Genomic DNA, 19,624 nt, shown 5'->3' on the forward strand with positions numbered 1-19,624 from the left:
CCGGCTCAGCCCTCCTGGTGGTAGCCGTCCAGGAACTCCCCCAGCCGGTCCAGGGCCGTGTCCAGGGTGGAGACGTCCGGGAGGGTCACCAGGCGGAAGTGGTCCGGGGCCACCCAGTTGAAGGCCGTGCCGTGGCTGATGAGGATCTTCTGCTCCTTGAGCAGGTCCAGTGCGAAACGCTCGTCGTCGACGATCCCGAAGCGCTCCACGTCCAGCTTGGGGAACAGGTACAGGGCGCCGTCGGCCTGCCGGCAGCTCACCCCGTCGATCGCGTTGAGCTTGCGGTGGGCCAGGTCGCGCTGCTCCTTCAGCCGCCCGCCGGGCAGGATGAGGTCGTTGATGGACTGGTAGCCGCCCAAGGCGGTCTGGATCGCGTGCTGGGCCGGGACGTTGGCGCACATGCGCATGTTGGCCAGCAGCTTGATGCCCTCCAGATAGTCCCGCGCCTTCCACAGCGGCCCGGTGACGGCCAGCCACCCGGCCCGGTACCCGGCCACCCGGTAGGCCTTGGACAGCCCGGAGAAGGTCAGGCACAACACGTCGTCCTCGGCCAGCACCGCGGTGTGGACCATCTCGGCGCCGTCGTAGGTGATCTTCTCGTAGATCTCATCGGAGAACAGCACGAGCTCGTGCTCGCGGGCCAGGTCCACGATGGCCTGCAGGGTCTCGCGGGAGTACACCGCCCCGGTGGGGTTGTTGGGGTTGATCACGACGATGCCCTTGGTGCGCGGGGTGATCTTGGCCCGCAGGTCCTCGATGTCCGGGTTCCACCCGTCGGCCTCGTCGCACAGGTAGTGCACCGGGGTGCCGCCGGACAGGGCGACGGAGGCCGTCCACAGCGGGTAGTCCGGGGCGGGCACGAGGATCTCGTCCCCGGGATCGCAGAAGGCCTGCAGGGACAGGGTGATCATCTCCGAGACCCCGTTGCCCAGGAACACCTCGTCCGGCTGCAGATCCAGGATGCCCTGGGTCTGGTAGTACTGCACGACGGCGGTGCGCGCGGAGTAGATGCCCCGAGAGTCCGAGTAGCCCTGGGCGTGCGGCAGGTGCCGGATCATGTCCATCATCACCGCGTCCGGGGCTTCGAAGCCGAAGGGCGCGGGGTTGCCGATGTTCAGCCGCAGGATCCGATGCCCCTGGGCCTCCATCCGCTCGGCCTCCTCCAGCACCGGGCCGCGGATGTCGTAGAGGACGTCATGGAGCTTGTGGGACTGCCGGAATTGAGCCATGTGATCCAGCGTATACCGATCCGGTCTCAGAACCGGACCCGGCTCAGTCGGTGCCCTCCTGGACCCAGAACGCGGCGGCATCCTGCGCGGAGACCGCATCCGGCCCGCTCATCAGCTGATCCAGGAACGTCAGGTCCGAGGTGCTGAGCTTCCCTGACACGGTGTTCAGGGCGTCCACGGCGGAGGAGGGCAGGGTGTCCGCGCGCACCACGGGCACCACCTGCTGGGCGATGAAGTCGGCCTGGGGGTCCTCCAGGACCACGAACCCGTTCTGTCCGATCGCGGCCGACGCCGTGGGGATGTCCGCCACGTCCACGGTGGCATCGGCCAGCTCATCGACCAGCCGGGAGGGATCGGACTGCTCCACGTAACGTCCCGGGGAGCAGTCGTAGAGACGGCGCAGCCCGGCCGTGCCGTAGGAGCGCTCCGCGAACACCGGCGGGGTGCCGAAGCGCAGCTGCCCGCAGTGCGCGGCCAGGTCCGAGATGCTGGACAGCTCGTACTTCGCGGCGGTCGCGCGGGTGACCACGAGGGCGTCGCGGTTCTCCGCGGAGGCGGGATCCAGGGTGCTCAGCTGCCGCGGCAGGACCCGATCCACGGTGGAGGAGATGTCCCCCGGGGACATTCCCTGCACGTTCAGCCCGGTCGGGGTCGGGGTGGGTCCCCCCGAGGCCGAGGCCGCCCCCGACGCCGCCGCGGAGACGCTCGGGGTGGGGGCCTCGGTCACGCTGGGGTTGCGGGCGCCGTCGTCGGTCAGGTGCAGCAGCAGGGCCCCGGTGTAGTCGGGGGTGATCAGGGGCGCCTGGTCCCCGCCCTCGGCCATGGCGCTGAGGTACTCCTGCCGGGTCCCGCCGTCCACGACCTCCACGGTGTAGCCGGCATCGCGCAGGGTGCGGGCGTAGATCTCCGCGATGACGCCGGTCTCGGCGCTGGTGCCCCGCCCGATGCGCACGGTGCCGAAGGCCGAGGCGGAAGGGTCCGGGGTGATCTCGTCGGTGCCGCCGCACCCGGTGAGCAGGAGCAGCAGGGCCCCGGCGAGGCAGAGCAGGCGCACGATCCGGCGGGACACGGAGCTCATGGTCTTCGTCCCCTGCTTCAGTGCTTCAGGCCGTAGTAGCGGGCGGCGACCTCCACGAGGGAGACCTTGCGCAGGGAAGGCAGCTCCTCCAGCGGCACCCACCGGACCCCGTCGGTGGAGTCATCGTGCGCGGTCACGCCCTCGGAGCCGCCCACGATGTACCCGCGGTAGAGGATGCGCAGGGCGTGGAAGGTGCGGGCGTGGCCCTCCTCGTAGTACTTGCTGTCCACCCCGAGCAGCCCGTCCAGGGCCACCCGGTACCCGGATTCCTCGTAGGCCTCGCGGATCGCGGCCTGCTCGGCGGTCTCCCCGACCTCCATGCCCCCGCCCGGCAGGGTCCACGCGGCCCGCTCCGGGTGGCGCTCGCCGGTCCAGTGCGTGAGCAGCATCCTGCCCTGCTCGATGATCACCACGTAGGCGGCCGGTCGCGTGTCCATCACAAGTGCCATGCCCTCCAGTCTAGAGAATCGCCGTCGACGATCGCCGGGGTCCGATCCCTCCGGCCAGGCCCCACTCCGTCCATCCGCCGCGGCCCGGCACCCGGGTGGCGCCACGGCCTGGCACCCGGTGCCACCCCGACGCCGGAAGGTCCACCGGGCGTCCAGGCGGCGCTGAGCGGCGGCGCAGGCGGCGCGGATAGGATCGCGTGCATGAGCACCACCAGCGCGCCCCTGCTGAACGCCGTCACCGCCGCCTCCGTGTGGGACGAGGTCTCCACCCCCTCCTTCTGGCTGGACGCCCCGCTGCGGATCGTGCTGATCCTGCTGATCGCGGGTGTGGCGAACATCCTGGCCCGCTTCCTCATCCGCAAGGTCACCGACGGGGTGGCCCGGGGCACCAAGGCCCGCATCATCTCCCGGCGTACGGAGAAGGGGCTGCGCTGGGTCGAGGACACGGGGCTGTCCAACGAGCGCCAGTACCAGCGGGCCAAGACGGTCGGGTCCGTGCTGCGCTCGGTCGCGAACCTCACCATCTGGACGATCGCGGTGCTGATGATCATCTCCGAGCTGGGATTCAACATCGCCCCGGTCATCGCCTCCGCCGGTATCGCCGGTGTGGCCCTGTCCTTCGGCGCGCAGTCCCTGGTCAAGGACTACCTGGCGGGGGTGTCCATGGTTGCGGAGGATCAGCTGGGCATCGGCGACGTCGTGGACCTCGGGGAGGCCAGCGGCACCGTGGAGTCCGTGGGTCTGCGGGTCACGCAGGTGCGCGACGTCGAGGGCACCCTGTGGCACGTGCGCAACGGGGCCGTGGTCCGGGTGGGCAACCAGTCCCAGGGCTGGGCCCGGACCGTGCTGGACATCCCGGTGGCCTACAACAGCGACCTGGATGCCGTGACCGAGCTGCTGCTGGAGACGGCCCGGCGGGTGCGGGAGACGACGGAGGAGGGCAAGTCCATCCTGGATGAGCCGGAGGTGTGGGGCGTGGAGCAGATGAGCGGCGAGTCCCTGACGCTGCGCCTGGCGGTGAAGACGGCACCGCTGCAGCAGTGGGCGGTGGCCCGGGTGCTGCGCGCCCAGATCAAGCGGGCCCTGGACCGGGAGGGGTACCGGATGCCGCTGGCCAACCAGTCGATCATCCACCAGACCTCCAGCTTCGCCCGGATCACCCCGGAGCAGGCGGCACAGGGCGCGCAGGGGGCGACCTCGGCCGGCACGGCCGCGGCGGTCAGCGCGGAGACCTCCGACCCCTCCGTGGGGTCTTCCTCCCGCGGTGGGGGGCACTCGACGGGGAGCGGGTCCGCCGGGAACCGGCAGAAGTCCGGTCGCCGCTGACCCGGCCCCGTTTCCCCGCTGGTGCGGGCCGCTCCTGCGCGGCCTCGCCCCGGGAGCTTCCCGCCCGGCGGCCCCGGGTGATGCCCACGAACTCCTGGATCACGGCCTCCTCCGCGGCCGCCTGCTCACCGGAGGCCTGCGGTTCCGGCAGACGCGGCCACACCAGGTGCACCTCGGTCTCGGGCAGGTCCGGGACGGGGCGGTGCACCAGATCCTTCCGGTGGTGAAGCCGCGCCAGGGACATCGGCACCACGAGCAGCCCCAGCCCCGCCGCGACCAGCTCGACGGCGTCGCCCGTGTGCCGCATCGCCGGGAGCTCCCGCTCGATCTGCCCCGCGGCCTGAAGGTGCTCGGCGCGCAGCCGCGCCCACGCGGGGACCTCGGCCAGGTCCTGGAGCAGCCGCTCGGAGGCCAGCTCGGCCACGGGCACCTCATCCAGGAGGGTCAGCACGTGGTCGGCCGGCAGCACGACGACGGGCCGCTCCCGGTACAGCGGCACGGCGTGCCAGCGGTCCCGGTCCCGGCTGCCCGGGGCGGCCTCGGGGCGCAGGAGCGCGGCGTGAGCCTCTCGACGCTGGAGCACCGCCAGCGGATCCCCATCCTCTTCCAGGGGCACGGGGTCCAGCGGGATCCGGTCGCCGAAGCGCTCCTGCCACCGCCCGAACCACTTGCTCGGCATGATTCCGGGGACGAAGGCGACGCTCAGGCCCCCGGTGGCGGGCCGCACGGTGGGTCGGTGCGCCGACGCGCTGGTGCCGGGCTCGTCATCGGTGCCATGGACGTCGGAGGCCTCGACGCAGACGGCCTCGACGTCGGCGGTGGGGTGCTCCGGAGCGGCGTCGCCGGGCAGCGGGTGGGGCGGCTGGTGGGACATGGGGACAACCTAGCAGGCGCCCGTCCGGTGACCGGCCTCCGGTTTTGACGCGCGCGGACACAGGCCATACGATGGGGTGGTTGCCGCACGGGGCTATAGCTCAGTTGGTAGAGCGTTTCGTTCGCAATGAAAAGGTCAGGGGTTCGATTCCCCTTAGCTCCACTGCCAGGAAGGCCGCGGATCCGCCAGCACGGCGGATCCGCGGCCTTCCGCCGTTTCCGGGCCCGCCCCGGCCCGGTCAGCCGCGCAGGCGGTGCGCGCGACGGCGCGCCAGCAGCACCAGGATCAGCGCGAGCGCCGCGGCGAGGCCGAGCACCCACGGCCGCTCCAGCCAGGCCCAGACCACGGCCATCCCGACGGTGCCGTAGATGCAGCCCCAGATCAGGGTGCCCAGCAGCATCGCGGGGATCCACCGCGTCAGGGGCATGCGGGTGATGCCGGTGGTCAGGATGACGGCGGTCTGGAAGCCGACCGTCACGAAGCAGACCGGCACGGCCAGCGCTCCCCACCGATTCACGAAGGCCGCGGCCCGGCGGTACAGGGGCGTGCGCAGCGCCGCGCGGACCCGGTGCACGCGCCGTCCTCCGGCGGCCGCACCCCGGCCGAGGGCGTACACGATGCTGGTGCGCAGGATCCCGACGGCCCAGAAGAAGAGGATGGCCAGCCCCCAGTGCAGCCCTTCGATCCACTCCTGCATGCGCTCCACCTTAGCCCAGCCTGACCTGACTCGACGCCGAATCGACGGTTTTGCCGACGCTGCGTCAGCAAGAAATTCCGGGGAATCCGTCCGTCGGGGTGGCGCCCCGCCCGGGATTAGGATATGTTTTCATTACCAAATAGTCGGGAGGCACCTGCGGGGACGGTCAGCTGGGAAGCTCGCCGGATGAAGCGCAGGCGGCAGCCTCCATGTGAGTGAAGACCTTCTTCCTGTGTGTGATGCAGAATGGCCCCGGGGTTCGCCCCGGGGCCATTCGTCTGCCCGGCCCCCTCTCCCGCCCACCGCGCCGGCATCGAACGGGAGCCGCTCCGACGCCGGGCGGCGTCGGGGCGGCAGATCAGCAGATCGCGGGCCGGTGGGTCAGCGGGTCAGGCTGGAGAATCCCTCGGCCAGCTTCCAGGACAGCGCGGTGCGCAACTCCCCGGCCAGCAGGCCCGCACCGTAGCGGTCCAGCCCTCGGCGGCGCATCACCCGGGCCGCCCGATCCAGCCACTGCACCGCGGCGCGCAGGTCCAGGAGGCGCCCGACCTCGGACTGCACGGACTTCGCCTCCTCGCGGGCCTCCCCGGCGTCCTCGCGCTGCTTCTTGCGGATCAGGTCCGCCTCGTCCAGGGATTCGATGACGTAGCGCAGGCCCTTGGCCGCCTTGCGGACCTCGTGCAGGCTCTCCGCGGCTTCCTCGGGCTCGGCCTCCTCCACGGCGCGGCGGGCCGGCTCGATGCGCTTGCGGTAGCGCTCATCCAGGGTCTCCATCATGTGGGTCCCCAGCTTCTTGGCAGAGAGGTCCTCCGCCCACCCGCACAGCTGCGGGCGGCGCACCAGGGACTCCAGGGCGGCCAGCACGTCGCGGTAGCCCTCGGAGTCCAGGACCGCGTACCCGCCGCGCAGAGCGGCCTCCCGGTCCTCCTCGAGCAGCTGGCTCAGCTGGCGGCGGGCCTTGCGGGTCAGCTCCGCCCACTGCTCCGCGCGCATCAGCACCTCCCCGACGACCTCCAGGTCCCGGGCCGCGCCCAGCGCCTCGCCGGCCTCCTTCAGCCCCTGCGAGACGGTCTCGTCGAACTCCGGGTCCAGGCCGCCGCGCAGGGCCCGCAGGATCGAGCGCATGGTGCGCAGGCGGATGCGCATCTGGTGCACCGAGTCCTCCACGCCCGCGCGCACCGCGACGTCGAGGATCCGCAGATCCGCGAGCACCGGGCCGGCCAGCTCCGCCACGAGCCGCTGGCCCCCGGTGAGCTGCTGCTCCTCCGGCTCCGACTCCGACTGCTCCGGAGCGGAGGCGATCCCCGCCTTCTCGTCGAAGGCCGCGTCCTGACCGAGCGCGCGGGCGATCTTGGCGACCGCGGTGGACCTGCTCGCTCCGGCCTCCTTCAGGACCTTGCGCACCCGCTTGAAGATCTTCTCCTGGCGCTTCTCCGAGAGCTCGGGATCGGTCAGCTCGACCTCCCACTCCCGCCAGGTGCGCTCCTGCCCGGTGCGGTGATCCACGGAGCGCACGACGTCGTCGGCGAACTCGGCCACCTCCCGCCCGTCCTCGTCCAGCACCGCGGTGCGGGTGCGGCGGGTGGCCAGGTGCGCGATCGGCTCCAGCTCCCGGCCCAGGGTCAGGGCGCTGACCAGGTCCCGGGCCGCTGCGGGCATGCTCGTGCGGTCCTTGAGCAGCGGCACGTGGATCTCGTGGCGGCGCCCGTCCAGGGTGAACTTGACGTGCCAGCCCTCGTCCGGGCCACCCCGGCGACGGCGCAGCACGGTGCTCGCGGCGGCGAGATCCCGCGCAGCGGTGTCGTAGTAGGTCGCGTCCAGCTCGTCCACCGCGGTGGTTCCCGGGCGCAGCCGCTTCAGGGCGGACCAGTCCGGGTGCGCCTCGGCGGGTGCTTCGTACTTGCGTTCGATCTCCACGTGCGAGGTGCTCATGGCTGAGGGCTCAACTCCTGGGGTCTCAGGCGCGGCGACGGGTCAGCACATCGTCCAGGTCCAGGGCGCCGCGGCCCTTGGCCTCGGCCTCGGCGAGGCTGCGGGTGGTGCTGCGCGGGGCGGCGGGCTGGCTCAGCGGCGCCGGAGCGGGCCGCTGAGCCTCAGGGGCGTCCATGTAGGTCGGCCGCGGCACCGCGACCGGCTCCCAGGTGGCATCGCGAGGCACGAAGTCCCCGTGGCCGGCGGCGACGCGGCGGGCCTGCTCCCGCAGCATCTCCCGCTGCGCGCGGGCGTCCTCGGCGGACGAGGCCGCGGCGCCGGAGGGCGTCGGACCGGAAGCGGTCTCCCGGGTCGCCTCGGCGGGCGCGGCGCTTCGGGCCTCACCGGACTGCAGGTCGAAGGGCTCGGCCGCGGTACGCGCGGACGGACGCGAGGCCCCGGCGTCGGAGGCGGTGCCGGTCGGCAGATCCTCGACCTCGCGCACCGGGCGGGTGCGCACGGTGGTCCTGGTCCGCTCGGTCAGCGCGAGCCAGCGCAACCCCGCCAGGCACCCGAGGCCGAGGATCAGCAGGAACGCCGGCAGCGGCCAGGTCAGGGCGGTGAACGGCGCGAGGACCAGGCCGATCAGGCCGAGGGCCAGGCAGGCCAGGGCACCCAGGGCGACCCCGACGCGCCCGCGGCGCAGCCCGGAGCCGGTCGCGGGGGCGGAGGAGGCGGCGGAACGGGTCCGCCGCGGCACGGTGACGCCGTCGCGACGGGGCTGCTCGGCCTCGTCGGCCTCAGGCGTGAGCACGGCGCCTTCTGGGGCGGGGGACGGGGTACTGATCATGTCGTTCCTTTGACGCAGTAGCACGGGGTCCCGGGGGAAGGCGGGGTCCGGTCTCTCCTCGAGCACGTCCCGGGCGAGCACCTGCGCGACGACGTCGGGACGCCGTCGGCGGTCGAAGCCGTAGGCCCACTTCAGGAGCAGGGCGACGGCCAGGACCAGCAGCACGCCGGAGGCGGAGAACACGGAGGATGACACATCCGGGAGTCTACCGTCTGAGGCGCGCGGTTTCGCGCTCATCCACAGCGGCGGTCCTCGCGGAAGGGCGAGGGCCGCCGTCGGCGTGCGACGGCGGCCCTGAGCCTTCAGTCCTGGGGCAGCTCGGCCACGAAGTCCTTGAGCCAGGAGCGCAGCCCGGGCCCGAGGTCCTCGCGCTCGGAGGCGAGGATGACGTTGGCCTTGAGGTAGGAGAGCTTGTCCCCGGTGTCGAAGCGGCGGCCCTTGAACACGACGCCGTACATCCCGGCGCCCTCCCCCTCGGCCTGGCCGAGGGTCTGCATCGCGTCGGTCAGCTGGATCTCCCCGCCGCGCCCGGGAGGGGTCTGCTCCAGGACCTCGAAGATCCGCGGGTGCAGCACGTAGCGGCCGATCACCGCGAGGTTGGACGGCGCCTCCTCCGGGGAGGGCTTCTCCACCAGGCCGGTGACCCGCACGTACTCCTCGCCTTCCACGGGCTCCACGGCGGCCGCACCGTAGGCGCTGATCTGCTCGCGGGGGACCTCCATGAGGGCGACGACGCTGCCGCCGGTCTTCTGCTGGGCCGCGATCATCCGCGTCAGCAGATCTTCCTTCTCATCGATGAGGTCATCGCCGAGCAGCACGGCGAAGGGGTGATCGCCCACGTGGGTCTTGGCCCGCAGCACCGCGTGGCCCAGGCCCTTGGGGTCCCCCTGGCGCAGGTAGTGCAGCTCGCCCAGGGCGGTGGCCTGCTGAACGGAGGCCAGCAGGTCGTCCTTGCCGGACTCCTTCAGGGAGGCCTCCAGGTCCGGGACGCGGTCGAAGTGGTCCTCCAGGGCGCGCTTGGAGCGCCCGGTGATCATGAGGATGTCGTCCAGCCCAGCGGAGACCGCCTCCTGCACGACGTACTGGATGGCCGGACGATCCACGACCGGCAGCATCTCCTTGGGGCTGGCCTTGGTGGCCGGCAGGAATCGCGTGCCCAGACCGGCCGCCGGGATGACGGCCTTGGTCACGGGCTTCGGTGAAGTATTTTCGGTCATATCGTTACCTTAGCCGAGTCCACCCGCGCGAACCCGTGGATGACCTGGGCGCCCGGCCAGCATCCGCTGTGCCTGCCCGCCCCCGTTTCCGGTTCCGCTCCCGGACCGGCCCCGACCGAGGATGGAGGACCCGATGGCACCGAGCGGCCCCGAGGCGCAGTCCCCTGACCCCGAGGCGCAGCTGGCCCGGGCCAAGCAGGACCTGCGCGCGGAGCTGGTGCGCCGGCGTCGGCGGCGCGGAGCCGGTCCGGATGCCGCGGTGCGACGCCGAGAGCTGGGCCTGCGCTGGGCCGAACACCTGGAGGCGCTGCTGCGCCGCCTGCCCGACGGGGCGCTGATCGCGGCGTATCTGCCCACCGACACCGAGCCTCCCCTGCTGCCCGCCCTGGCGGGCGCCCACGCGGCCGGGCACCGGGTGATCGCCCCGGTGAGCCTGCCGGGACGGCGCCTGGACTGGGTGCGGTGGGAGCCGCAGACGCCGGTGCGCACCTCGGCGTTCGGGGTGGCCGAGCCGGTGGGGCAGCGGCTCGGCCCGGAGGCCTTCGCGGCGACCGACGTGCGCCTGATCCCCGCCCTGGCCGTGGATGGGCGGGGCGTGCGCCTGGGTTGGGGCGGGGGCTTCTACGACGCGGCCCTGGCCGCCGCCCGGGCCCGCGATGCGCAGGCCCTGGAGATCGGCGTCGTGTTCCACGACGAGCTGCTGCCGGCCGGGGCCGTGCCCGCGGGACCGCACGACGTCGCGGTGCCGCTGGTGTGCACCGAGCGCGGCCTGCTGCGCCGCACGGATCGCGGGTGGGTCCCGGCGGGCTAGAATCGTGCGCGGCCACCGCGCCGTGTCACCGCTGATCGCCTCGTCAGGAGTCCCGTTCCCGTGCCCGTCTACGCCTACGAATGCAAGAGCTGCCACCACGCCTTCGACATCCGCCAGTCCTTCGACGACGAGGCCCTGACCCGGTGCCCCGCCTGCGGTGAGCAGACCCTGCGCAAGAAGTTCGGCACCGTCGGGGTCACCTTCCGCGGCAGCGGCTTCTACAGCACCGACTCCCGCGGCTCCTCCTCGTCCTCCGGCTCCTCGCAGGACTGACCGGGCCGCCGGACCTGGGGACCGGGAGGCAGCACCCCGTTCCCGCTCCACAGCCGCCCCGTGTCCCCGCGCCCGCGACGCCGGATCGGCGGGCCCGGTGGGCCAGGCTGGGGGCATGTCACCGCTGAGTCTGCCGCGCCGAACCTCCTCCCGCGCCCGGGTCGTGCCCTGGGGCATCCGCTGGCGCTCCCGCATCACCCGCCGGGCCCGCACCCTCGGGGTGCTCCTGCTGATCGCCGGGGCGCTGAGCACCCTGCTGCTGCCGCGCGGCCCCGCAGCCGAGGGCGGTGCGCAGGTGCTGGTGGCCGCCGGGGATCGGCCGGTGGGGCACGTGCTCACCGCCGAGGACCTGCGGATCGTGGACGCCGCCGGGGGCTTCGCCGAGTCCGCGGATGCCCCGGATGCGCGGGGCCTGCGGGAGGAGCTGGAGGGCGCCGCACTCGCCGTGCCGGTGCGCTCCGGCCAGCAGCTGGCCTCCGGGATGGTGCTCGGTCCCGATCTGGCCGAGCACCTGCCCGAGGGTCTGGTGGCGACGTCGGTGCGGGCCAGAGATCCCCAGGCCCTGTCCCTGCTGCGCGTCGGCGGTCCCGTCACGGTCATCGGCGCGAGCGCCGAGGGCGCCGGAGTGGAGGTCTCGGGAACGCTTCTGTGGGCTCCGCGCGGCGCGGCCGAATCAGCCGGCGGGCTCGGCGGCGGCGAGGACCCGGCATCGCGACTCGCGCTCGTGGCCGTCACCCCGCAGGATGCCCGGCGCCTGGCCGGGCTCAGCGGCGAGGCCACGGTGGTCATGGGTGCCGCGGACGAGCCGAGTCCGGAAGCCCCGGAGACCTCCGCCGAGGCGCCCTGAGCGCGCGCCGTCCAAGACCGAGACGACGGAGCACCGGCCCGAGGGGCACCGGAAAGCAGAGAGACGCCGCGGCGCCCTGCCCGTCGGGCGTCGCAGGGGTCACCCCCGGGGAAGGCGCTTCAGCCCCAGTGCGGCGGGCGCTGCTCGCGCAGCCACCGCCCCCGGGCGTCCTCCGAGCCCTCCCGATTCTCCCCCGACACGCCGGTCCCCCGGCTCGAACCCGCCTCGGTCTGCCGGGCCGAGAACCCGGCCAGGCGCTGCGGCTCCCCCTGGCTCACGGTGGTGCCGCCGGTGGCCCGGCGCGGACCCCGATGCCGGATCCGGCGGGGCCCGCGGGGGTCACTCATCGTCCTGCTCCCCGTCGTCGACCGCCGGCTCCAGGCCGAGCAGGCCGAGGATCCGATCGGCCACCCGCTGGGGATCGGCGAACACGTCCACGGCCCAGACGGGTGCGGGATTCCAGCCGGTGGACTCCATCCGCTCCGGGCGCAGCCGGGAGCGCTCCCGCACGGACAGCGCCGCGTAGTCCCGGGTGCCGTCCGAGATCAGCCCGACCGGGAAGCGCAGGTCCTCGGCCCGCAGGCCGCCGCGGGTGCCCTGCCCCGCGGTGCGCTGGCGGGGGCTGGGCACCGCCCCAGCGGAGAGGGACTCCCGCCCGGAGGTCGCGACGGCGTCGACCTCCTCCCCCGGGCTCACGCGCACCTGCGCCCCGCCGACCCGCAGACGCCGGGCCAGATCCGCCAGCAGCCAGTCCGCGGCCTGCTCCTCCTCCCGCGGATCCACCACGGACAGGAACGCGCTGGAGGAGGCGGCCGGGCCCTCCTCCGGGCGTCCTTGCGTCTCGCGGGCCCGCTCGGCCTCCTCCTCGCGGCGACGGCGCACCCGCCGCATCAGCTCGAGGAGATCGGGCATGCCCCCGCGCAGCGCCGAGGCCTCCAGGCGCTCGACGTCGAAGGAGGTGACGATCCGGGTGTGGAAGCGGGCCGCGGTCACGGCCATGACGAAGCGCTGGGGCCCGTGCTCCTGGGCCAGCTGCCCGAAGTGCTCGGGTCGGGATCCGGCCTCCGGAGCCACCCCGAGGCTGAAGATCACCCGGTCCCGGCGCAGCCCGGCGGCCCGGGCCAGGTCCAGCACCCGGAAGGGCTCGCGCCCGGGCCGGAAGAACCCGGCCAGCTCCGGGTGGCGGCCCAGGCCGTAGCGGACCCCCTCGGCGATGCGCGCGGCGTGCCGGGGGCTGGCGGTGATCACCGCGAGGGACTGGCGCGGGTTGCGGGCGGCGTGGTCGAAGACCATCTCCACCACGGCGCGCACCTCCGCGGCCGGGGAGTCGATCAGCGGGGCCCCGAGCCGGTCATCGGCCCGGTCCGGGTGCACCACGTCCACCCGCAGGGACCGGACGGGACCCACCAGCTCCTCGCCGTAGGGCAGGGCCCGCAGGGCGCCGTCGTAGCGGGTCTCGTTCAGGTGCTCCAGCAGCGCGGGGTCCCGGCAGTCCTGCACCCGGGTCAGGGTGCGCTGCGGGAGGATCCGGGAGAGCACCTCCAACGCGGATTCCACGGGCTGATCCGTGGGCTCCTGCTCCGCACCCAGGGTCGGGGAGACGACGAAGGGCTGCGGGTACCCGGCGTGCACGTCGCCGAAGGCGATCACCTGCTCGGTGCGCGCCAGAGCCGCCAGGCAGGCGCCCAGCGGGGTGGACTCGGCATCCAGGATCACCACGGCGTCCACCGCGGCCTCCGGCGGCAGGGTCCTCCCGACGGCGAAGGGACTGGCGCACCACACGGGCTTGAGCCCCGCCAGCACCTCCGGGGTGCGCTGCAGGTAGGTGCCCAGCGGGGCCGGGGCGCCCTTGAGCAGGCGGCGCAGCTCCCGGGCCTGCACGGGGCGCCGGTTGATCCGGCGCTGCCAGCCGCGGGCGATGCCGTGGCGCACCCGCGCCGGCCCGGAGGCCACGTGCGCCAGGTCCGCGCGGCGGAAGGCGGACTCCCAGGCCGCCAGCCGCTCGCCGGTGACCAGGGCCGTGTCCGGGTGGTCGAGCATGATCTCGAAGGCGGACTGCCACCAGGCCAGCTCCAGCTCGTCCGCGACGCGCCGGCCCGGGACCTCGCGCCGCTCCAGGTCGGCCAGCAGCTCCTGCAGCCCCTTGCCGCGCAGGACCGCCAGCAGCCGCTCCCGCTCGGGCAGGGTGTCCAGCAGAAAGCGGTCCCCGGCCATCTCCTCCAGCACGCCGACCAGCTGCTCCACGGGCAGCTCGGGGTAGTCCCGGCGAGCGGGGCTGTCCTCCATGACGATCTCCAGGCCCGCCAGCTCCTCGCCCAGGTGGCGCTGGGTCGCGACGAGCCCGTCCAGCTCCTCCGGCACGCTGACCTGGCGATCGTCGACGGCGTCGGCGCGCCACTGCTCGCGCCGCTCCTGGACCTTCACCAGCGCCCGGTGCAGGTCCGCGATGTGCACCTGGGCCAGGATGTGCTCCTTGGCGGCCCGGCGCAGCCGGGAGCGCTGCATCGCGGACATGTCGATGCCGCGTTCCCGCCGCCACCCGGCCGAGGCCGTGGCCGCGATGAGGTCCGTGACGGGCTCGGCGAAGACCTCCGGGCGGAAGCGGGTCAGGGACTCCCGGATGCCCTGCAGCAGCTGCAGCTGCTCCTCCCACCGGCGCAGGCTGGCGCCCGGGCGCAGGCCGACGGACTCGAAGGCGGCCGCCACGGCCCGGGAGTGATCCCGCGTGGTCTGCAGCAGGTGGCGCACCAGGGCCCGGGCCTGCTGGGTGTCCTCGGCGCTGACCAGGCGAGCCCCGTACCAGGGGGCCTTGCGGGTGGCCGGGGAGAAGGCCCGCAGCTCCGCGGCCCGCTCCAGCTGGGCCACCGTCTCCCGGCGGTCCACGGTCGCATCCAGGACGGCGCGGGTGAAACGCACGCGCGTGGCCGGGGCCGGATCCTTGGCGGTCAGCGCCGCGAGGGTCTGCATGGCCTGATACGGGGTGATGTCCCAGCGCTCCTCGCGCCGGTGCAGGGAGCGGACATGGCGGCGCAGGTTCTCCCGGGTGCGCACCAGCTGCTCCCGGTGCTCCTCCAGGCGCGGCGCCTCGCTGCGCTCCACCTCCACGAGGGTGCGCACCAGGTCCGCGCTCAGCTGCTCCGGCTCGACCTGCGCCTCCAGCTCCAGCAGGTGCTGCCCCAACCCCAGCTCCCGGAGGCGGGCGACGGCGCTGGCGAGGCTCTCGCGCCGCTCGGCCAGGACCAGCACGGAGCGGCCCTGTTCGGTGAGGGCGGCCACGGTGTTCACGGCCGCGCGCAGGGCCCCGGTGCCGGCGGGGGCGGTCACCGCGAGGGACTCCCCGGCCCGGGCCAGCTGCAGGATCTCGGAGACGTCGTCGTCGGCGTCCTCGACCAGCACCTCCTCGGCGGGGTCCAGCTCATCCGGGTCGACGACGCGGTGGCGCAGGGCCCGGGGCTGACGCGGGGCGTCCACCTGGGCGCGGTTGAGATCGGACAGCTCCCGCAGCAGCCCCGAGGCCCCCCGCTCGGGCAGGGGCCCGACCGTGTCGGAGAGATCCGCGAAGGTGGAGACCACGGTGGTCGCCTCCACGTGCATTCCGGGCACCCCGGCGGCCACGGCGCGCAGCGCCTCGAAGACCGGCTCCGGGGTCAGGCGGGAGCCGGAGGTGGCCTTGGCGGGCAGGCCCGCGGCCTCCAGGTCCACGCCGTGGTCCCGGCGCAGCACGCGCACCAGGGCGGGATTCAGCCGGGCGCCGCCGCTGATGCGCAGGTCGAAGTCCTCGCCGTCGGGGTGCGGGGTGATGCTCACCGGGGCCAGCACGACGGGGGCGATGTGCCGGCGCTGGGCGCCGGTGCGGGCATCCCGGGTGATCCAGGAGGCGGTGCCGGCGGCGAGGAATCCCGCGGAGAGCCCGTGCTGGGCGTCCAGCTCGACGGTCTTGGCGCGGATCGCCTGGGCCGAGCGCATGCCGGCGGACAGGGCCGTGCGCTCGCGCAGGATGGTGGACAGACGCGTGCGGCGCCCGGCCAGCAGCTGGGCGTAGCCGGAGGGGTTGGAGGTCGTGAGGTCGATGTGGACGTTGTCCACCAGGTTGAAGTCCAGCAGCGCATCCGGGCCGGTGTAGGCGTCCACCTGCCGCAGCCACGGGTCCAGGATCAGGCGGTCGTCCTCGGCCGCGGCCGACGACGACGCGGGCTCGGTCTCTGCGTCCTCCGCGGCCTCCTGCCCGGGGGCGGACGTCGGCTCCGGGGCCGATGCCGCCTCGACGTCGGGTCTCTGCTCGGTCCCCTCCCCGGCGACGTCGGTCTCCGGGGCCTGCGGGGCCGGGCGGGCGTCGGCGGCCCGGTCCGGTGCCTCGGCGGTGGCCGGGGGCGCGCCCCACGGCAGGGGATGGCCCGCGGGGGTGGTCTCCGGCTCCCGGGCGGATGCGGCGTCTCCGGTGGCTGGCGGCTGGGTCACGGTGCCTCGGTCTCCCGTCGGTGGATGGGGCGGTGCTCGCGGGCGCGTGGGCGTCCGCACACCGATTCTAGGCGCTGGGCCCGCGGGTGCGCGCGGTGGGCGCGGTGGGCGCGGAAACGCGCACGGGCCCCGGGGCCGCCGTCGAAGGCGGCCTCGGGGCCCGCACCGTCCGAGCCTGGCCGCAGGCTCATTCCCACTCGATGGTTCCCGGGGGCTTGGAGGTCACATCCAGCACCACCCGGTTGACCTCCTCGACCTCGTTGGTGATCCGGTTGGAGATCCGCGCCAGCAGGTCGTAGGGCAGGCGCGACCAGTCCGCGGTCATCGCGTCCTCGGAGGAGACCGGGCGCAGCACGATCGGGTGACCGTAGGTGCGCCCGTCGCCCTGCACCCCCACCGAGCGGACCTGGGAGAGCAGGACCACCGGCATCTGCCAGACCTCCTCGTCCAGCCCGGCCCGGGTCAGCTCGGCGCGCGCGATCGCGTCCGCGGCGCGCAGGATCCGCAGGTTCTCCCGGGTGACCTCCCCGATCACCCGGATCCCCAGGCCCGGGCCCGGGAAGGGCTGGCGGGCCACGATCTTCTCCGGCACGCCCAGCTGCCGCCCGATCGCGCGCACCTCGTCCTTGAACAGGGTGCGCAGCGGCTCCACGAGCTCGAACTGCAGGTCCTCCGGCAGCCCGCCCACGTTGTGGTGGGACTTGATGTTCGCAGCACCCTCGCCGCCGCCGGATTCGACGACGTCGGGGTACAGGGTGCCCTGGACGAGGAAGCGGATGTCCTCGGCCGGGCCCTCGATCTCGGCGACCAGCTTGCGCTGGGCGTCCTCGAAGGAGCGGATGAACTCCCGGCCGATCGTCTTGCGCTTGGTCTCCGGGTCGGTGACCCCCTCCAGGGCGGAGAAGAAGCGCTCGGACTCGTCGATGGTCACCACGCGGATGCCCATGGTCTCGGCGTAGTCCTGCTCGACCTGCTCCCGCTCGCCCTCGCGCAGCAGGCCGTGGTCGATGAAGAAGCAGGTCAGCTGGTCCCCGACCGCCCGGTGCACCAGGGCCGCGGCCACGGAGGAGTCCACCCCGCCGGACAGCGCGCAGATGACCTTCGCGTCCCCGACCTGGGCGCGGATGCGCTCCACCTGCTCCTCGATGACGTTGCCGGTGGTCCAGGTGGGCTCCAGCCCGGCCACCTCGAACAGGAAGCTCTCCAGGACCTGCTGGCCGTAGTCGGAGTGCCGCACCTCCGGGTGCCACTGCACCCCGGCCAGGCGCCGGTCCGCATCCACGAACGCGGCCACGGGGGCCCCGTCGGTGGTGGCCAGGACCTCGAAGCCTGCGGGGGCCTCGGTCACGGAGTCGCCGTGGCTCATCCACACGTTCTGGGTCACCGGGGTGCCGGCCAGGAAGGAGGCGCCGCCGCTGAGCGTGGCCTGGGTGGCCCCGTACTCGCGCAGCCCGGTGCGCGCGACCGTCCCGCCCAGCGCCCGGGCCATGACCTGGAAGCCGTAGCAGATGCCGAACACCGGCACGCCGGCCTCGAACAGGGCCGGGTCCCCCGCGGGGGCCTCGGGGGCGTAGACGCTGGCGGGCCCGCCGGAGAGGATGATCGCCGCGGGGTTCTTCGCGAGCATGTCCTGCGCGGACATCGTGTGCGGCACGATCTCCGAGTAGACGCGGGCATCGCGCACGCGGCGGGCGATCAGCTGGGCGTACTGGGCGCCGTAGTCCACGACGAGGACCGGGCGGTCCTCCAGATCACCGGCGGCTGGGGTCTCGGTGGGGGTCACACTCGTCCCTTCGGAAGGTCTTCGGGGTCTGCTTCCGACCCGGGCGGGCGCACGCGTGCGGCCGCGGGGTCGGCTCCGATCCCCCAGTCTAGGACACCCCGCCCGTGGGCCGGGGCGGGCTCGCGCGGCGGCGTCGCGGGCGGTGTCCGAGACGGATGAGCGGCGGGCGGGTCAGTAGCGGCGAGTCGCCTGCGGGTTCTCCCGCAGCTGCGCCAGGGTCTCCCGGTGGATGCGCCGCTCCACGATGAAGGACAGGAACGGCACGACCCCGCCCAGGGCCATCACGATCAGCTGGGGCAGCGGCCAGCGCATCAGCAGCCACACCCGGAAGCAGGCCAGCAGGTAAACGACGTAGAACCAGCCGTGCACGATGAGCACCCCGGTGGAGACGTTCACTCCGCCGGTGAGGTTCCCGGTCTCCCGGTTCAGCCACCCCAGGGCCACGTGCTCCCCGGTCTGGGCGTTCTGCGCGGAGGCCAGCAGATCGTAGCCGAAGCCGTAGCGGGTGATCATCTCCGCCACCAGCAGCAGCAGGAAGGTCCCGGAGATCCACGCGCAGTACTTGTAGAAGGTCAGGGCCCCGCGGATCTGGGCCTCGGTGCCGCCGAACTTGCGTCGGCCCACCCGCAGGTTCGCGGCCTGCTCGGGGCTGGCGCCGGGCGGCAGCGGCACGGTCTTGCCGTCGGTGCGCTCCACCGGGCGGGGCGCCTCGGCGGGCTGGGACGGGTCGGCGGGATGCTGGGTCATTCGGTCACCTCGTGGGGTCGGGGGACGCGGCGGCGTCGTCGAAGTAGTAGTACTGGCCGGCCTCGGCATCGTAGTAGAAGTACCGGCCGGTGGACTGCTCGTAGTAGATCCGGCCCTCCTCCCCCGCGGCCGGCGCGGGGTCGAAGAACTCCTCGGGATGCTGCCGACGCCGGTGGGAGTCCGCGAGCATCCGCCACCACAGGAACAGGGCGAAGCCGGCGAAGACCACCCATTCCGCGGCGTAGAAGATGTTGAGCCAGTTCAGGGAATCGCTGGTGTACTGCTGGGCGCGGATCGGCACCAGACCCTCATCCGGGGCGGACAGCCGGGCCGCATCCGTGAGGTGGTCCGCGCCGTCCAGGGGCAGCGACTGCCCGGCCGGCACCTCCGCATCCGCGGTCACCGGCGCCGCGTACAGGGGGGCCTGCCAGGTGTTGGTCAGCTCGGCCGTGGCCGCGCTGCCCAGGATCCGCGGGTTCCGGGAGCCTTCCGAGGAGACCGGCCCCTCGTTGGCCACCAGCCGCCCGATGACGGTCAGCTCCCCGTCCGGCTCGGCCGGGATCCGCGCCGGGTCCGCCTCGGTGGTGAAGCCGCGGGCGACGGCGACCGAGAAGGTCCCCTGCGCCCGATCCGGCTGCTCATCGGGGATGAAGCGGGACACCACCCAGTAGCCGTGCTCCCCGTCCTTGACCCGGGAGCCCACCAGCACGGAGGATCCGTGCTCGTAGTGCCCGCTGGTGCGCACCATGGCGTCCGCCTCGGAGGCGAGCACCGGCTGCAGCGGGGCGGCCACGGAGGCCAGCGGGACCACGGCCTCCTTGGCGGGGTCCGCGGAGACCTCGTGGGCCGAGGCCGAGCCGAGCTGCCACCGGCTGAGCAACATGAACCCGGTCGCGAAGACCAGGGCCAGCAGCAGCCCCGCCAGCCAGCGGGGCGTCAGAGCGAGTTTCAGCACCCCACCACCCTATCCCGCCGTCGGCGAGCCCGCCCCTGAGCCCAGCGCCCGCGGGGCCCGTGAGACCCGGGCGCGCCATCCGCTTGCCACGCCGGGAGCGTGGTGGCAGGATGACGCTT

At 73.7% G+C, this 19,624-nt stretch carries 17 protein-coding genes and 1 tRNA gene; 5 read left to right on the plus strand and 13 right to left on the minus strand.

The window, feature by feature from the left end; all coding sequences use genetic code 11:
- Window positions 1-5: 5 nt before the first annotated feature.
- Genes AC0VXQ_RS07620 through AC0VXQ_RS07630 form a run of 3 tightly spaced genes read right to left on the minus strand, consistent with a single transcriptional unit; the run spans window position 6 to window position 2,756 of the window.
- Window positions 6-1,229 (minus strand): pyridoxal phosphate-dependent aminotransferase, encoded by a 1,224-nt coding sequence (locus AC0VXQ_RS07620; protein ID WP_058730844.1) that lies wholly within the window; start codon window positions 1,227-1,229, stop codon window positions 6-8.
- Between the two features lie 43 nt (window positions 1,230-1,272).
- Window positions 1,273-2,307, minus strand: a complete 1,035-nt coding sequence (locus AC0VXQ_RS07625) for an ABC transporter substrate-binding protein (RefSeq protein WP_224799846.1) — start codon at window positions 2,305-2,307, stop codon at window positions 1,273-1,275.
- A gap of 17 nt (window positions 2,308-2,324) precedes the next feature.
- The gene (locus AC0VXQ_RS07630) at window positions 2,325-2,756 is read right to left on the minus strand and encodes an NUDIX hydrolase (RefSeq protein ID WP_224799845.1); all 432 of its coding nucleotides are present in this window, start codon (window positions 2,754-2,756) and stop codon (window positions 2,325-2,327) included.
- Window positions 2,757-2,957: 201 nt separating this feature from the next.
- On the opposite strand from AC0VXQ_RS07630, the gene AC0VXQ_RS07635 reads away from it, so the two are divergent.
- On the plus strand, window positions 2,958-4,082 hold the full coding sequence (locus AC0VXQ_RS07635) for a mechanosensitive ion channel family protein (RefSeq protein ID WP_061225783.1): 1,125 nt from the start codon (window positions 2,958-2,960) through the stop codon (window positions 4,080-4,082).
- On the opposite strand, the gene AC0VXQ_RS07640 is transcribed toward AC0VXQ_RS07635, so the two are convergent.
- Window positions 3,976-4,956, minus strand: coding sequence for a LysR substrate-binding domain-containing protein (locus tag AC0VXQ_RS07640; RefSeq protein ID WP_100463138.1), 981 nt, complete (start codon window positions 4,954-4,956; stop codon window positions 3,976-3,978). The genes AC0VXQ_RS07635 and AC0VXQ_RS07640 overlap by 107 nt on opposite strands.
- Window positions 4,957-5,045: 89 nt before the next feature.
- Here AC0VXQ_RS07640 and AC0VXQ_RS07645 point away from each other — a divergent pair.
- A tRNA-Ala gene (locus AC0VXQ_RS07645) sits at window positions 5,046-5,118 on the plus strand.
- Between the two features lie 76 nt (window positions 5,119-5,194).
- On the opposite strand, the gene AC0VXQ_RS07650 is transcribed toward AC0VXQ_RS07645, so the two are convergent.
- The 4 genes from AC0VXQ_RS07650 to galU all read right to left on the minus strand — a co-directional run bounded on the left by AC0VXQ_RS07650 (window position 5,195) and on the right by galU (window position 9,631).
- Complete coding sequence (locus AC0VXQ_RS07650; protein ID WP_058730848.1) at window positions 5,195-5,653, minus strand: SNARE-associated domain-containing protein; 459 nt, start codon at window positions 5,651-5,653, stop codon at window positions 5,195-5,197.
- Between the two features lie 381 nt (window positions 5,654-6,034).
- Window positions 6,035-7,585: a CYTH and CHAD domain-containing protein gene (locus AC0VXQ_RS07655; RefSeq protein ID WP_100463140.1), complete on the minus strand. Its 1,551-nt coding sequence runs from the start codon at window positions 7,583-7,585 to the stop codon at window positions 6,035-6,037.
- A gap of 25 nt (window positions 7,586-7,610) precedes the next feature.
- A complete protein-coding gene (locus AC0VXQ_RS07660) occupies window positions 7,611-8,609 on the minus strand; it encodes a hypothetical protein (RefSeq protein ID WP_058743679.1) in 999 nt (332 codons plus the stop codon).
- Window positions 8,610-8,716: 107 nt separating this feature from the next.
- Window positions 8,717-9,631, minus strand: coding sequence for a UTP--glucose-1-phosphate uridylyltransferase GalU (gene galU / locus AC0VXQ_RS07665; protein WP_058730850.1), 915 nt, complete (start codon window positions 9,629-9,631; stop codon window positions 8,717-8,719).
- A gap of 133 nt (window positions 9,632-9,764) precedes the next feature.
- On the opposite strand from galU, the gene AC0VXQ_RS07670 reads away from it, so the two are divergent.
- The 3 genes from AC0VXQ_RS07670 (at window position 9,765) to AC0VXQ_RS07680 (ending at window position 11,562) form a co-directional block, all read left to right on the plus strand.
- Window positions 9,765-10,442, plus strand: coding sequence for a 5-formyltetrahydrofolate cyclo-ligase (locus tag AC0VXQ_RS07670; RefSeq protein WP_058730851.1), 678 nt, complete (start codon window positions 9,765-9,767; stop codon window positions 10,440-10,442).
- A 60-nt stretch (window positions 10,443-10,502) separates the two neighbouring features.
- Window positions 10,503-10,715 (plus strand): FmdB family zinc ribbon protein, encoded by a 213-nt coding sequence (locus AC0VXQ_RS07675; RefSeq protein ID WP_058730852.1) that lies wholly within the window; start codon window positions 10,503-10,505, stop codon window positions 10,713-10,715.
- A gap of 115 nt (window positions 10,716-10,830) precedes the next feature.
- On the plus strand, window positions 10,831-11,562 hold the full coding sequence (locus tag AC0VXQ_RS07680) for a CpaB family protein (protein ID WP_055684527.1): 732 nt from the start codon (window positions 10,831-10,833) through the stop codon (window positions 11,560-11,562).
- Between the two features lie 119 nt (window positions 11,563-11,681).
- On the opposite strand, the gene AC0VXQ_RS07685 is transcribed toward AC0VXQ_RS07680, so the two are convergent.
- The 5 genes from AC0VXQ_RS07685 to AC0VXQ_RS07705 form a co-directional block, all read right to left on the minus strand.
- Window positions 11,682-11,909, minus strand: coding sequence for a hypothetical protein (locus tag AC0VXQ_RS07685; RefSeq protein ID WP_055684528.1), 228 nt, complete (start codon window positions 11,907-11,909; stop codon window positions 11,682-11,684).
- Window positions 11,902-16,020 carry a DUF4011 domain-containing protein gene (locus tag AC0VXQ_RS07690; RefSeq protein ID WP_224799844.1) on the minus strand — a complete coding sequence of 1,373 codons (4,119 nt, stop codon included), beginning with the start codon at window positions 16,018-16,020 and terminating at the stop codon, window positions 11,902-11,904. The genes AC0VXQ_RS07685 and AC0VXQ_RS07690 overlap by 8 nt, the downstream gene beginning before the upstream one ends.
- A 187-nt stretch (window positions 16,021-16,207) precedes the next feature.
- The gene (guaA, locus tag AC0VXQ_RS07695; protein WP_224799843.1) at window positions 16,208-17,803 is read right to left on the minus strand and encodes a glutamine-hydrolyzing GMP synthase; all 1,596 of its coding nucleotides are present in this window, start codon (window positions 17,801-17,803) and stop codon (window positions 16,208-16,210) included.
- Between the two features lie 171 nt (window positions 17,804-17,974).
- Entirely contained in the window at window positions 17,975-18,550 is a 576-nt protein-coding gene (locus AC0VXQ_RS07700; protein WP_055684530.1) for a DUF3817 domain-containing protein, read from the minus strand.
- A gap of 4 nt (window positions 18,551-18,554) precedes the next feature.
- Window positions 18,555-19,505 (minus strand): SURF1 family cytochrome oxidase biogenesis protein, encoded by a 951-nt coding sequence (locus tag AC0VXQ_RS07705; protein WP_224799842.1) that lies wholly within the window; start codon window positions 19,503-19,505, stop codon window positions 18,555-18,557.
- Between the last annotated feature and the right edge of the window lie 119 nt (window positions 19,506-19,624).

It is taken from the genome of Rothia sp. QJM3NY_36, from assembly GCF_056173115.1.

Bases quoted from the DNA above. Each gene is read 5' to 3' on its own strand.
- AC0VXQ_RS07700 (WP_055684530.1), bottom strand. From the start codon at position 18,550: ATGACCCAGCATCCCGCCGACCCGTCCCAGCCCGCCGAGGCGCCCCGC.
- AC0VXQ_RS07655 (WP_100463140.1), bottom strand. From the start codon at position 7,585: ATGAGCACCTCGCACGTGGAGATCGAACGCAAGTACGAAGCACCCGCC.
- AC0VXQ_RS07685 (WP_055684528.1), bottom strand. From the start codon at position 11,909: ATGAGTGACCCCCGCGGGCCCCGCCGGATCCGGCATCGGGGTCCGCGC.
- AC0VXQ_RS07670 (WP_058730851.1), top strand. From the start codon at position 9,765: ATGGCACCGAGCGGCCCCGAGGCGCAGTCCCCTGACCCCGAGGCGCAG.
- AC0VXQ_RS07635 (WP_061225783.1), top strand. From the start codon at position 2,958: ATGAGCACCACCAGCGCGCCCCTGCTGAACGCCGTCACCGCCGCCTCC.
- AC0VXQ_RS07620 (WP_058730844.1), bottom strand. From the start codon at position 1,229: ATGGCTCAATTCCGGCAGTCCCACAAGCTCCATGACGTCCTCTACGAC.
- AC0VXQ_RS07650 (WP_058730848.1), bottom strand. From the start codon at position 5,653: ATGCAGGAGTGGATCGAAGGGCTGCACTGGGGGCTGGCCATCCTCTTC.
- AC0VXQ_RS07625 (WP_224799846.1), bottom strand. From the start codon at position 2,307: ATGAGCTCCGTGTCCCGCCGGATCGTGCGCCTGCTCTGCCTCGCCGGG.
- AC0VXQ_RS07640 (WP_100463138.1), bottom strand. From the start codon at position 4,956: ATGTCCCACCAGCCGCCCCACCCGCTGCCCGGCGACGCCGCTCCGGAG.
- galU (WP_058730850.1), bottom strand. From the start codon at position 9,631: ATGACCGAAAATACTTCACCGAAGCCCGTGACCAAGGCCGTCATCCCG.
- AC0VXQ_RS07680 (WP_055684527.1), top strand. From the start codon at position 10,831: ATGTCACCGCTGAGTCTGCCGCGCCGAACCTCCTCCCGCGCCCGGGTC.
- AC0VXQ_RS07630 (WP_224799845.1), bottom strand. From the start codon at position 2,756: ATGGCACTTGTGATGGACACGCGACCGGCCGCCTACGTGGTGATCATC.